At 73.5% G+C, this 11,644-nt stretch carries 13 protein-coding genes; 6 read left to right on the forward strand and 7 right to left on the reverse strand.

What is annotated here, in order from left to right; translation table 11 throughout:
• Positions 1-107: 107 nt before the first annotated feature.
• The gene (locus tag ACFVS0_RS20595) at positions 108-998 is read right to left on the reverse strand and encodes an SGNH/GDSL hydrolase family protein (protein WP_430564362.1); all 891 of its coding nucleotides are present in this window, start codon (positions 996-998) and stop codon (positions 108-110) included.
• Between the two features lie 71 nt (positions 999-1,069).
• The gene (locus ACFVS0_RS20600) at positions 1,070-1,720 is read right to left on the reverse strand and encodes a uracil-DNA glycosylase (protein WP_430588997.1); all 651 of its coding nucleotides are present in this window, start codon (positions 1,718-1,720) and stop codon (positions 1,070-1,072) included.
• Positions 1,721-1,947: 227 nt separating this feature from the next.
• Here ACFVS0_RS20600 and ACFVS0_RS20605 point away from each other — a divergent pair, with 227 nt between their 5' ends.
• The 5 genes from ACFVS0_RS20605 (at position 1,948) to ACFVS0_RS20625 (ending at position 5,864) form a co-directional block, all read left to right on the forward strand.
• The gene (locus tag ACFVS0_RS20605; RefSeq protein WP_430548627.1) at positions 1,948-2,295 is read left to right on the forward strand and encodes a DUF3263 domain-containing protein; all 348 of its coding nucleotides are present in this window, start codon (positions 1,948-1,950) and stop codon (positions 2,293-2,295) included.
• Between the two features lie 142 nt (positions 2,296-2,437).
• A complete protein-coding gene (locus ACFVS0_RS20610; RefSeq protein ID WP_430588993.1) occupies positions 2,438-3,097 on the forward strand; it encodes a LytR C-terminal domain-containing protein in 660 nt (219 codons plus the stop codon).
• A 142-nt stretch (positions 3,098-3,239) separates the two neighbouring features.
• A complete protein-coding gene (locus tag ACFVS0_RS20615) occupies positions 3,240-3,443 on the forward strand; it encodes a cold-shock protein (RefSeq protein ID WP_416344544.1) in 204 nt (67 codons plus the stop codon).
• Positions 3,444-3,771: 328 nt separating this feature from the next.
• Positions 3,772-5,397: a chaperonin GroEL gene (groL, locus tag ACFVS0_RS20620; protein WP_430548629.1), complete on the forward strand. Its 1,626-nt coding sequence runs from the start codon at positions 3,772-3,774 to the stop codon at positions 5,395-5,397.
• Positions 5,398-5,525: 128 nt separating this feature from the next.
• The gene (locus ACFVS0_RS20625; RefSeq protein WP_430588994.1) at positions 5,526-5,864 is read left to right on the forward strand and encodes an L-rhamnose mutarotase; all 339 of its coding nucleotides are present in this window, start codon (positions 5,526-5,528) and stop codon (positions 5,862-5,864) included.
• 57 nt (positions 5,865-5,921) lie between these two features.
• Here the strand turns inward: ACFVS0_RS20625 and ACFVS0_RS20630 are convergent, their stop codons facing one another.
• The 4 genes from ACFVS0_RS20630 to ACFVS0_RS20645 form a co-directional block, all read right to left on the reverse strand.
• Positions 5,922-6,212, reverse strand: coding sequence for a WXG100 family type VII secretion target (locus ACFVS0_RS20630; protein ID WP_430548631.1), 291 nt, complete (start codon positions 6,210-6,212; stop codon positions 5,922-5,924).
• 116 nt (positions 6,213-6,328) lie between these two features.
• A complete protein-coding gene (locus ACFVS0_RS20635) occupies positions 6,329-7,033 on the reverse strand; it encodes a hypothetical protein (protein WP_430548632.1) in 705 nt (234 codons plus the stop codon).
• Positions 7,034-7,160: 127 nt separating this feature from the next.
• Positions 7,161-8,771 (reverse strand): ATP-binding protein, encoded by a 1,611-nt coding sequence (locus tag ACFVS0_RS20640; RefSeq protein ID WP_430564366.1) that lies wholly within the window; start codon positions 8,769-8,771, stop codon positions 7,161-7,163.
• Positions 8,768-9,505: a response regulator transcription factor gene (locus tag ACFVS0_RS20645; protein ID WP_430548634.1), complete on the reverse strand. Its 738-nt coding sequence runs from the start codon at positions 9,503-9,505 to the stop codon at positions 8,768-8,770. The genes ACFVS0_RS20640 and ACFVS0_RS20645 overlap by 4 nt, the downstream gene beginning before the upstream one ends.
• Positions 9,506-9,611: 106 nt before the next feature.
• Between ACFVS0_RS20645 and ACFVS0_RS20650 the strand changes: the two genes are divergently transcribed.
• Positions 9,612-10,862, forward strand: a complete 1,251-nt coding sequence (locus ACFVS0_RS20650) for a winged helix DNA-binding domain-containing protein (RefSeq protein WP_430588995.1) — start codon at positions 9,612-9,614, stop codon at positions 10,860-10,862.
• Positions 10,863-10,877: 15 nt separating this feature from the next.
• Here the strand turns inward: ACFVS0_RS20650 and ACFVS0_RS20655 are convergent, their stop codons facing one another.
• The gene (locus tag ACFVS0_RS20655; RefSeq protein WP_430588996.1) at positions 10,878-11,492 is read right to left on the reverse strand and encodes an NYN domain-containing protein; all 615 of its coding nucleotides are present in this window, start codon (positions 11,490-11,492) and stop codon (positions 10,878-10,880) included.
• Positions 11,493-11,644: the final 152 nt, after the last annotated feature.

Below are 11,644 nucleotides of genomic sequence, written 5' to 3' on the forward strand. Positions count from 1 at the left end.
TTGGGGAAGGGGAGGGTGGGGGGTAAAACCCAAAAGGGTGCCCCCAGAAGGGGAGGGGGGGGGGGGGGGACCAGCCCCCTCCCCCCCCCCGTCGCCGTACCGGCGGGTTATCGCGCGTCGTCCGCCGGGGGCCAGGCGGCGGGCTCGCCCCACTTCGGCGCGCGGCCGTCACCGCTGGACGTGTGCTTGATCCGCCGCTGCACCCAGGGCACGACGTGCGTGCGCGCCCACTGCGCGTTGGCGCGGGCGCGCTCGACGAACGCCTGCGGCGGCAGCGGGTCGAGCGCGACGGCGTAGTCGGCGTCGTCGGGCTCCTGGCCGAGGCCGACGAGCGCGGCGTCGGCGACTCGGCGGTGCCCCTCGGGCGTGAGGTGGATGCGGTCGTCGGCCCACATGCGCAGGTCGAACAGCGGGTCGAGACCCCACAGGTCCAGCACGTGCGCGCCGTGCTTGCGCGCGATGGTCCAGATGTTCGCGTTGTACTGGCCCACGCGGCCGCGGGTCCAGCTCAGCCCCGCGCCCGCCTTGAAGCCCGTGCCCAGCAGCACGTCGGCCCCTGTCGCGCGGATCGTCGCCACGCCCTGCTCCAGCCGCGCGGAGAGCACGTCGATGTCGGCCTGCGGGCGCAGGATGTCGTTGCCGCCGCCGACGAACGACACCAGGTCGGGCTGCATCTCCAGCGCGACGTCGACCTGCTCGTCGAGGATGTGACGCAGCAGCCGGCCGCGGATCGCGAGGTTCGCGTACTCCAGGCCGGGCGCGCCCACGGCGGTGCGGCGGGTCGACAGCGCGTCGGCGAGCCGGTCGGCCCACCCGCGCTGCTTCGCCGGCGACTCGGTGCCCGCCGGTGCCGGGGTGCCGTCGGCGAACGGGTACGGGTCCCACAGGCCCTCGCTGAACGAGTCGCCGATCGCGACGTAGCGCGTCCACGGGGGAGCGGGGGCGGGGGTCGTGCCGTCAGGGGTCGGGGTGGAGTCCTGCGTGGTCACGTCCGCCATTGTGCTCCTCGTGCGGCGGTGCGCGCTCGGGGCGACGACGTCGGGCCGTGTCCCCGCGGTGCGGCCGGCCGTCAGGCGAGGCGCCAGTCCACCGGCGTCCCGCCCTGCGCCTCCAGCAGCGCGTTGACGCGCGAGAACGGGCGGGAGCCGAAGAACCCGCGGTACGCGGACAGCGGGCTGGGGTGCGCGCTCTCGACGGTCGGGACGTCGCCCAGCCACGGCTTGAGCGACGCGGCGTCGCGGCCCCACAGGATCGCGACGAGCGGGCCGCCGCGCGCCACGAGCGCCTTGATCGCGGCCTCGGTCACCTGCTCCCACCCCTTGCCGCGGTGCGACGCCGGGGTGCCCGGCCGCACGGTGAGCACGCGGTTGAGCAGCATGACGCCCTGGTCGGCCCAGGGGCGCAGGTCGCCGTTCGACGGCGTCGGCACGCCGACGTCCTCCGCGAGCTCGGTGTAGATGTTCACGAGCGACCTGGGGACCGGCCGCACCTGCGGCTGCACGGAGAACGACAGTCCCATGGGGTGACCGGGCGTGGGGTACGGGTCCTGCCCGACGACGAGCACGCGCACGTCCGCGAGGGGCCGGGAGAACGCCGCGAAGATGTGCGGGCCGTCGGGCAGGTACGTGCGGCCGGCGGCGACCTCCGTGCGCAGGAAGTCGCCCATCGCGTGGATCTGCGGCTCGACGCCGGCCAGCGCGGCGGCCCAGTCCGGCGCCATCACCTGGTCGAGGGGCCGCCGCTCCTGCGTCGTCGTGCCGGTGCCGGTCGTCGTCGAGGTGTCCACGCCGCGACGCTAGCGCACCCCACCCCACGAGTTGTCAGGGCGAGCGCGGGGTATCCCGCGCGCACGCCCCGACAACTCCTGGACGCCGACAGGGCGCGGGATCGCGGCGCGCGGGGCGACGTCGTCGGGTCGGGCGCACGGACGCGCCATACTGGTGCGCCATGAGCGAGATCCTGGTCCAGGAGGTCCAGCCGGACCCGGAGGCGTCGGGCACGACGGCGACCGAGTCGTCGACGGTGCCGACGTCGGCCGAGGGCGACCTCTCCGACCGCGACCGCGAGATCCTCGCCTTCGAGCGGCAGTGGTGGAAGTACGCCGGGGCGAAGGAGCAGGCGGTGCGCGAGCTGTTCGGCCTGTCCGCGACGCGCTACTACCAGGTGCTGAACGCCCTCATCGACTCGCCGGCGGCGCTCGCGCACGACCCGATGCTCGTCAAGCGGCTGCGGCGGATGCGCTCCACGCGCCAGCGCGCCCGGTCGGCGCGGCGCCTCTCCGACGGCCAGGGCTGACGGACGGGGCTGACGGACGGGCCGAGGGTCGGACCGAGGGTCGGACCGACGGCGCGGCCGTGACCTGGGCGGACCGGCAGGCCAAGGCCTCGCTGAGAGCGGCCTGGACGGGCGGACACCTGGAACGGCTACCCTGTCCGCCGTGAGCAAGAGCCATTACCCCTACCCGCCCGACGAGTTCGACGTCCGCGGGCCCGAGGGCACGCCGGTCGGTGTGCATCGTGAGCCGCGCAGCGGGTGGAGCTCGGTGTGGCCGTTCCTGCTGATCGTCGTCGTGTGCGGCGGCCTCGCGGTCGGCATCGTCTCCTTCCTGTCCGACGACGGCGAGCCGGCCACGCCCCCCGCGGCCGAGCAGTCCGCGGGCGCCGAGCCCGAGGCCTCCGCGTCCGCCGAGGGCGAGGAGCCGCCGGCCGACGACGAGGCGAGCGAGGACCCGGCCGACGAGGAGCCCGGCGACGACGCCTCCGACGCGGCGACCGAGCTGCCCGGTGACCCGTCGGCCGCGAACCTCGAGGCGTCGGTCGTCGTCTACAACGACGGGGCGGGCCAGGGGCAGGCCGCGGCCGGCCAGGGTGTCCTCACGAGCGACGGCGGGTTCGTCGACGTCGCTGCCACGGACGCGCCGGACACGCTGAAGGGTGCCTACGAGGACACCACCGTCCTGTACGGCGCGGACCGCGCGGACACCGCCAGCGCCGTCGCGGAGGCGCTCGGCGTCGACCCGGCGAACGTGCAGGAGTCCGACGACGTCACGGCCAGCGAGCAGGCCGTCTGGGTGGTCCTCAGGTCGCCCGTCGGCTGACCGACGCCGCACCTCCGGAGCGCCGGCATCTCGGATGCCGACATTCCGGACATCGGTGCTTCCCTTGCCGCGATCGCCGCTACTAGGCTCCCGTTCACCGTGGGGTGCCTGCCCTGCGGCCGAGGAGCACGAGGAGAGGTACATGGCCCAGGGCACCGTCAAGTGGTTCAACGCGGAGAAGGGGTACGGGTTCATCACCCCGACCGCGGGCGGGCAGGACCTGTTCGTCCACTACAGCGCCATCCAGACCGACGGGTACCGCACCCTGGACGAGGGCCAGGGCGTCGAGTTCGAGGTCGGCCAGGGTCAGAAGGGCCCGCAGGCCGAGCAGGTCCGCCCGCTCTGACCGCGCCGTCGACCGCGAGAGGCCGGCACCCCAGGACGCAGCGACGCGTCGGGGGTGCCGGCCTTCGTCGTCCCCGGGCGGTCATCGTGCCGTGCACGCCCTCGGCGAACGTCTTGCACTCGCCACCCGAGAGTGCCAATAATGGCTTAGCACTCTCGGCCTGTGAGTGACAGCCGTCCCCCGGGGCGGCGTTCTCCTGGGCCGCGGGTGAAGCATTCGGGTCGTTCGGTGAGACCCTCCGCGCGTGCGTGACCTGAACGCCGCGGGGTGGGTCGTCCGTCGCGGGCGCCGGCCGGCCATCTCAGCCACCAGCGGAGGATCAGTCCCCATGGCCAAGATCATCGCGTTCGACGAGGAAGCTCGTCGGAGCATGGAGCGCGGGCTCAACCAGCTCGCCGACACCGTGAAGGTCACGCTCGGCCCCAAGGGTCGCAACGTCGTCCTGGACAAGAAGTGGGGCGCCCCCACGATCACCAACGACGGTGTCTCCATCGCCAAGGAGATCGAGCTCGACGACCCGTACGAGAAGATCGGCGCGGAGCTCGTCAAGGAGGTCGCCAAGAAGACGGACGACGTCGCGGGTGACGGCACCACCACCGCCACCGTGCTCGCCCAGGCGCTCGTGCGCGAGGGCCTGCGCGTCGTCGCCGCCGGCGCCAACCCGATCGCCGTCAAGCGCGGCATCGAGAAGGCCGTGGAGGCCGTCACCGAGCAGCTGCTCAACGCCGCGGTCGAGATCGAGACCAAGGACCAGATCGCCGCCACGGCCGCCATCTCGGCCGGCGACGCCTCCATCGGCGAGCTCATCGCCGAGGCCCTCGACAAGGTGGGCAAGGAGGGCGTGATCACGGTCGAGGAGTCGAACACGTTCGGCCTCGAGCTCGAGCTCACCGAGGGCATGCGCTTCGACAAGGGCTTCCTCGCCCGCTACTTCGAGACGGACCCGGAGCGCCAGGAGGCCGTCCTCGAGGACCCGTACGTCCTGATCGTCGAGTCGAAGATCTCGAACGTCAAGGACATGCTGCCGGTGCTCGACCAGGTCATGAAGGCCGGTCGCTCCCTGCTCATCATCGCCGAGGACGTCGAGGGCGAGGCCCTGGCCACCCTCGTGCTGAACAAGATCCGCGGCACCTTCAAGTCCGTCGCCGTCAAGGCCCCGGGCTTCGGCGACCGCCGCAAGGCCATGCTGCAGGACATCGCGATCCTCACCGGCGGCCAGGTCATCACCGAGACGGTGGGCCTCAAGCTGGAGAACGCGACCCTCGACCTGCTGGGCCAGGCGCGCAAGGTCGTCGTGACCAAGGACGAGACCACGATCGTCGAGGGTGCGGGCGACGCCGAGCTCATCTCGGGCCGCGTCAACCAGATCCGCTCCGAGATCGAGAAGTCGGACTCGGACTACGACCGCGAGAAGCTCCAGGAGCGCCTCGCCAAGCTGGCCGGCGGCGTGGCCGTCATCAAGGCCGGTGCGGCCACCGAGGTGGAGCTCAAGGAGCGCAAGCACCGCATCGAGGACGCCGTCCGCAACGCCAAGGCCGCGGTCGAGGAGGGCATCGTCGCCGGTGGTGGCGTCGCGCTGATCCAGGCCGGTGCCGCCGCGTTCCCGAAGCTGGAGCTCGAGGGCGACGAGGCGACCGGTGCGCAGATCGTGCGTGCCGCGATCGACGCCCCGCTCAAGCAGATCGCCGTCAACGCCGGCCTCGAGGGCGGCGTCGTGGCGGAGAAGGTCCGCAACCTCACCTCGGGTCACGGCCTCAACGCCGCGACCGGCGTGTACGAGGACCTGCTCGCCGCGGGCGTCAACGACCCGGTCAAGGTCACGCGCTCCGCGCTGCAGAACGCCGCGTCGATCGCCGCGCTGTTCCTCACCACCGAGGCCGTCGTGGCCGACAAGCCGGAGCCGGCCTCGGCCGCGCCCGCCGGTGACGGTGGCATGGGCGGCATGGACTTCTGATCCGGAGTCCTGCCAGAGCCTGACGGTTCGACGACGGGCCCTCACCCTCCGGGGTGGGGGCCCGTCGTGCGTGCGGGCGCCTGGCGCGAAGGTTGACAGCGCCGCGGCGCCACCTTGAGGATCCACGCATGATCGTCGCCCTGCACTCGGTCCTCAAGCCCGGCGCCGTCGACGGGTACCGAGTCGAGCACGCCGCCGTCCCCGACGACCTCGACGCCGCCTTCTCCCGGGTGGGCATCCGCGGGTGGACGATCTGGCGCTCCGGCGAGCGGCTGTTCCACGTCGTCGACTGCGACGACTTCGACGCCGCGATCGCCGCGCTCGACGACGACCCGGCCAACCTGGCGTGGCAGGCGTCGATCGGCCGCTGGGTCGAGGTGTTCCGCGACGCCGACGGCGCGGAGGGGTTCGCGCCCCTGGAGCAGGTGTGGTCGCTCGCGGCCCAGCGTGCGGGGAGCGCGCCGTGACGCCCGCACGCGGCTGAGGGCGTCCCGCGCGGCGCGGGACGCCCTCGACCGCCCGGGTCAGCGGGCCGCGAAGAGCCGCGTGGCCTGGGCCTCCGCGTCCGCGTAGGTGCGCGACGCCGACGACAGGGCCGCCGTCACGGCGTCGAGCGCCGCCTCGACCTGGGTCTGCGTGGCCTGCCACTGGCCCATGACGCCCGCGAACTGGGTCGCGGCGCCGCCGTGCCAGCCGGACTGCAGGTCCTGCAGGTGCCGCATCATCGCCCCCACCTCGGAGCGGATCGCCGCCACGGAACCGTTCACCGCCGCGCTCGCCTGCGCGACCCGTTCGCTGTCGACCTCGTACCGCACGTGTCCTCCTTCGTCGCCGTTGCCCCCTGCGGGGTTGCCGACGACGACGTTACGGAGCGCGCACCACCCGCGGCCGCCGTCGTCCACAGGTTGTGGAGAACCGAGCCCTGCCGGGGTCAGGAGGCCGGCTTCTCCTCGAGCAGGCGGCGCTCCTTGAGCAGCCGGTGCAGCTCGCCGTCGAGGTTCTGCCGCGCCGCCTCCTCCCATGCCGCGCCCATCGGGCTGAAGTACAGCGACGGGCGCTGCAGCAGCTTGGTCAGGACGCGCACGCGGGCGTCGAGATAGTCGGTCAGCGGGATGTGCGAGTACTCCGCCCGCACGTTGGCCATGTAGTCCTTGTAGCGCTGCGGCTCGGCCGCGAGCATGGCGAGGTCGGCGTCGTTGAGCACGGCGGAGTCGACGTCGTCGGGCAGCGGCTTGTGGCGGTCGATCGAGTCGACCAGCCGCGCCGTGCGCTCCACCGCCGTCTCCGGCAGGCCGAGCTCCGTGAGCTGCGTGCGCGCGAGGTTCGCGCTCACCGTGGTCTGCTCGCCGCCCTGGTTCGCCTGGGCGACCTTGCGCGTCGCGTCGAACACCGCGCCGTGGTACCAGGCGGCGAGGCGCACCAGGTCGGGCTCGTGCGTCTCCTGGGACAGCTCGTCCACGCGGTGCAGGACGTCGGCCAGGTGGCGCAGGTTGTGGAAGTGGCGCTCCGGGGCGGACCACCGGTCGATGAGGTCCTCCCCGACGGAACGGATCTCCGCGTCGTCGGCGGTCGCGCCCGCACCGTGACAGGTGCGGACGAACGCGGAGAGGAACCACTGGGGCGCGTCGGCGCTCATGACGCCCATCGCAATCAGACCTTCGGTCGTCGGACTCGGACTGTCCTCCTCCTCGTCAGACTACGACCGCGGGGCGACATCGCACCGCGGTGAGGGTGCTGGCCACGCCTTCTGGTCAGCCTTCCGGTCAGGCGGAGGAGGACGACGCGCCATCGTAGCCGTCCGCCGACGGGAGAAGAACCCGCACGGTCATCCCGCCGCCGGGCGTCTCGCTCACCGACACGTGGCCCTGGTGCGCGCCGACGATCGCCGCGACGATCGCCATCCCCAGGCCGGAGCCGCCGGACTCCCGGTTCCGCGACGAGTCCGCACGGTAGAACCGCTCGAACACACGCGTCGACTGCTCCGGCGTGATGCCGGGGCCGTGGTCGCGCACCTCGACGACGGCACCGCCGTCGGGCGCCCGGCCCGCCGCCAGCTCGGCCGGCGAGCCGGCCGGTGTGTGCCTCGCCACGTTCCCCACGAGGTTGGTCAGCACCTGGCGCAGACGGTCGGCGTCGCCCGTCACGACGAGGCCGGACGGCGCGGGGGAGCCCGGCGCGAGCCCGGTCACCGTGACCTCGCGCGTCGGGTCCAGGGCGTGCAGGTCCTGGGCCGCGTCGCGGGCCATCGCGGCGAGGTCCACCGGGTCCTTGCGCATCGGCCGGCCCTCGTCCAGGCGGGCGAGCACCAGCAGGTCGTTGACCAACGTGCTCATGCGGCGCGCCGAGTCCTCGATGCGCCCCATGGTGTCGTCCACCTTGTCCGGGGTGTCCAGCGCGCCCAGCCGGTACAGCTCGCCGTAGCCCTTCACGGTGGCCAGCGGCGTGCGCAGCTCGTGGCTCGCGTCGGAGACGAACCGGCGCATGCGGCGCTCCGACTCCTCCTGCGCGGAGAACGCCTGCTCGATCTGCGCCAGCATCGTGTTCAGGGACGCGGACAGCGAGCCCACCTCGGTCGACGTCGGGCGCTCGGGCACGCGCTGCGACAGGTCGCCCGCGGCGATCTCCGCCGCCGTCGTCTCGATCTGGCGCAGCGGCCGCAGCGACCGGTGCACCAGCAGGAACGAGATCGCGCCGCCGAGGATGACGATGCCGAGCGCCGAGAACAGCAGCGAGCGCGTGAGGTAGGCGACCGTGTGCTGGACCTCCGCCAGGGGCAGGCCGACGTAGACGGCGCCCTGGATGGTGCCGGACGAGCCGTACGGCAGGGCGACGACCCGCCAGTCGCCGGGCTCGGTGCCGCCGACCGAGGCGACGGTGAAGGGTTCGAGGCCACGGTCGACGACGGCCGAGACCGGCTCGTCCGGGATGTCGGGGATGCCGTACTTGTCCTGCGTCGCGGGCCACACGGTGGGCTCCGAGGTGGCGCCGTCGGCGTCGCGCAGGATGACGACGTACTCGCTCGGCGCGCGCTGCGCCAGGTCGCCGGAGGAGTTGAGCGTCATGTTCGCCACGCCCTTGGCGGACTGCGTGAGCTGCTGGTCCGTCTGGGCCACGAGGTAGCCGGAGACGACGGTGCGGGTCACCACGGCGGCCAGGATCAGCCCGGCCGCCAGCACCAGGACGGTGATCGTGACCAGCCGGGTGCGCAGGGGGAGCCGCTCGAGCCACGTCCACGGCGCGGACCGCGGAGCGGACCGGGGTGCGGGATCCGGGAGGGGCGGCGTCGGGCCCGACCGCGGGTCAGCGGGCAGGGCCCGGCCGTCCGCCGTCGTCCCCGGGGCCGTGACCGGGGCGCCGGGCGTGGGCGTGCTCATCGCGGCGCCTGGGGCGCCCGCAAGAGGTAGCCGACGCCGCGCTTGGTGTGGATGAGCGGCGGCAGCGTGACGTCGTCGCCGTCGGGGCCGGTGACGGAGAGGTTGTCGATCTTGCGGCGCAGGTAGGAGATGTAGGACTCGACGATGTTCGCGTCGCCGCCCCAGTCGTACTGCCACACGTGGTCGAGGATCTGCGCCTTGGACAGCACGCGGCCGGCGTTGAGCATGAGGTAGCGCAGCAGCTTGAACTCGGTGGGGGACAGGTCGATCTCGACGCCGGCGCGGCGCACCTCGTGCGAGTCCTCGTCGAGCTCGAGGTCGCCGACGCGCAGGACGGCGTCGTCCTCGGGCTCGCCCGCGTGCGTGCGGCGCAGCACCGCGCGGATGCGGGCCACGACCTCCTCCAGGCTGAACGGCTTGGTGACGTAGTCGTCCCCGCCGACGGTGAGCCCCTGCACCTTGTCCTGCGTGTCGTCGCGGGCGGTGAGGAACAGCACGGGGGTGTGCCGGCCGGTGGAGCGCATGCGGCGGGTCACGGTGAAGCCGTCCATGTCGGGCAGCATCACGTCGAGCACGACGAGGTCGGGCTCGACGTCGCGGACGAGCTGCAGCGCCCCGTTCCCGTCACCGGCGGCGTGGACCTCGAACCCGGCGAAACGCAGGGACGTGGACAGCAGCTCGCGGATGTTGGGCTCGTCGTCCACGACGACGAGACGTGCCTCGGGTGCGCTCATGACCTCAGTGTGCGACCGGGGTCTGAGCGTTGCCTGGGAAGGGGCTCGGACGGCGCTGGTGCGCCGGGCGGGCGCGCGTGTGGGTGGCCGCGCCCATGATGAGCGGGTGCGGATCACGGGGGAGCAGCGCCGGCGGCGCCTGGTCGTGCGACAGCTCGCGCTCGGCGCGGACCAGCCGGGGTCGCCGGCGGCGAGGACGCCGGAGGAGGTCACGCGGAGGCTGGTCGCCCTGCACGCGACGGACGCGCCGAGCGTGCACCTCGCGGTGCTCGCGCGGGTGCCGGGGCTCGGGCTCGACGACGTGCGCGACGCGCTCTTCGAGCGGCGCAGCCTCGTCAAGGTGCTGGGCATGCGGCGCACGATGTTCGTCGTGCCGCGCGACCTGGTACCGGTGGTGCACGCGGCGGCGTCGGCCCCGGTCGCGGCGCGGCTGCGGACGCGGCTGCTCAAGGAGCTCGCGACGCTGCCCACCGACCCGGCCGTCGACGACCCCGAGGCGCTGGTCGCGGCCGCCGAGGCGCAGGTGCACGCCGCGCTCGCCGCCGGGCCGCTCGACGGCGCGGAGCTCTCGCGGGCCGCGCCGCTGCTGCGCACCGCGTTCCTGCCCACCACGGACAAGGCGTGGGACGTGCGCCGCACCATGACGTCGCCGCTGCTGTCGGTGCTCTCCGCGGAGGGCTCCGTCGTGCGGGGCGAGCCCCGCGGGGCGTGGTCGTCGCCGCGGCACGTGTGGTCGCCGATGACCGACTGGTTCCCCGACGGGATCCCCGCGATGGACGAGGAGGCGGCCCGCGTCGAGCTCGCCCGCGCGTGGCTCGAGGCGTTCGGCCCCGCCACGGTGGCGGACCTCCGGTGGTGGACCGGCTGGAACCTCGGGCAGGCGCGCCGGGCCGTCGCCGCCCTCGACGTGCGCGAGGTCGAGCTGGAGGTCGGCCCGCCCGGTGGGGACACCGTCGTCGCCGACGGGGTCGTGCTGCGCGCCACCGACCTGGACGCCGACCTGGATCCCGCCCTGGACGACGTCGTCGGCGGTCACGCCGCGCTGCTGCCCACCCTCGACGCCACCACGATGGGCTGGACCGCCCGCGACTGGTACCTGGGTCCGCATCGCCCGCAGCTCTTCGACAGCGCCGGCAACGCGGGCGCCACGGTCTGGTGGCAGGGCCGGATCGTCGGGGCGTGGATCGTGCGGCCGGACGGCGAGCTGGTCTGGCGGCTGCTCGAGGACATCGGGACCGACGGCGAGGCAGCCGTCGCCGCCGAGGCCACCCGGCTCCACGAGGCGCTGGGCGGCAGCACCTTCACGCCCGGCTACGTCACCCCGGTGTACCGGGAGCTGCTCACCGCCGACACGTGACGCACCGGCGGGCTGTCAGAGGTAGCGCAGCGGGTCGAACTCGTCGAGCGGGATGATCCGGACGCGCGGCAGCGGGGCGGTGAACGCGTCGGCGTCGCCCTCGAGGTCGAACATCTGGAGCCCGCGCTCGGAGAGCTGCGAGAACTGCCCGTTGACGAACTCGCGGAACGCCAGCAGGCCCACCCGCCGCTCGTCGCCGAGCAGGGCCTCGATCTGCGGCAGGAAGTCGCCGTCGTGGCTGGCGAGCAGGACGTCGCCGTCGCGGTCCGCCAGGGCCTCCAGCGTGCGCTGGATACCGACGTCGACGACCTTCTCCGTGCCGGACGAGGCCAGCGGGATCGGCCGGTAGCCCATCGCGAGCAGCGCCTGCACGAACGCCATCGGCATCTGCCCGCTGCTGGCGTTGAGGAAGAACAGCGGGACGACGTCCTGGTCCCACAGCTTCTGCGCGAACGTCGAGATGCGGTCCCAGCGGGGGCGCTCCTCCGGGTTCGGCCGCCGGTTCAGCACGTTCATGCCCAGCGTGGCGTCGATGTTCTCGCCGTCCACCAGGAGGTAGGTGCGGCGGCCCGTGGCCTGCTCGGGGGCGGGCGCGCTCGCGGGGGCCGGGGCGGTGAAGGCGGGAGACATGCCTCTCAGGGTATCCGTGTCGGCTGCCGGGACGGTGCGCGGCCCGGCGAGGCAGGGGGGAAAGCCCTCACAGGCATGGGCCAACCCCACCGGAGAGTTTGGTACCGCCCGACATGGGGCGGTTTGCATAGAGAGGGGGGCTGCACCAGTAG

The organism is Isoptericola sp. NPDC058082, from assembly GCF_042885055.1.
Classification (GTDB): Bacteria; Actinomycetota; Actinomycetes; order Actinomycetales; family Cellulomonadaceae; genus Isoptericola.

Bases quoted from the DNA above. Each gene is read 5' to 3' on its own strand.
- ACFVS0_RS20595 (WP_430564362.1), bottom strand. From the start codon at position 998: ATGGCGGACGTGACCACGCAGGACTCCACCCCGACCCCTGACGGCACG.
- ACFVS0_RS20600 (WP_430588997.1), bottom strand. From the start codon at position 1,720: ATGGCGCCGGACTGGGCCGCCGCGCTGGCCGGCGTCGAGCCGCAGATC.
- ACFVS0_RS20605 (WP_430548627.1), top strand. From the start codon at position 1,948: ATGAGCGAGATCCTGGTCCAGGAGGTCCAGCCGGACCCGGAGGCGTCG.
- ACFVS0_RS20615 (WP_416344544.1), top strand. From the start codon at position 3,240: ATGGCCCAGGGCACCGTCAAGTGGTTCAACGCGGAGAAGGGGTACGGG.
- groL (WP_430548629.1), top strand. From the start codon at position 3,772: ATGGCCAAGATCATCGCGTTCGACGAGGAAGCTCGTCGGAGCATGGAG.
- ACFVS0_RS20625 (WP_430588994.1), top strand. From the start codon at position 5,526: ATGATCGTCGCCCTGCACTCGGTCCTCAAGCCCGGCGCCGTCGACGGG.
- ACFVS0_RS20635 (WP_430548632.1), bottom strand. From the start codon at position 7,033: ATGAGCGCCGACGCGCCCCAGTGGTTCCTCTCCGCGTTCGTCCGCACC.
- ACFVS0_RS20640 (WP_430564366.1), bottom strand. From the start codon at position 8,771: ATGAGCACGCCCACGCCCGGCGCCCCGGTCACGGCCCCGGGGACGACG.
- ACFVS0_RS20645 (WP_430548634.1), bottom strand. From the start codon at position 9,505: ATGAGCGCACCCGAGGCACGTCTCGTCGTCGTGGACGACGAGCCCAAC.
- ACFVS0_RS20655 (WP_430588996.1), bottom strand. From the start codon at position 11,492: ATGTCTCCCGCCTTCACCGCCCCGGCCCCCGCGAGCGCGCCCGCCCCC.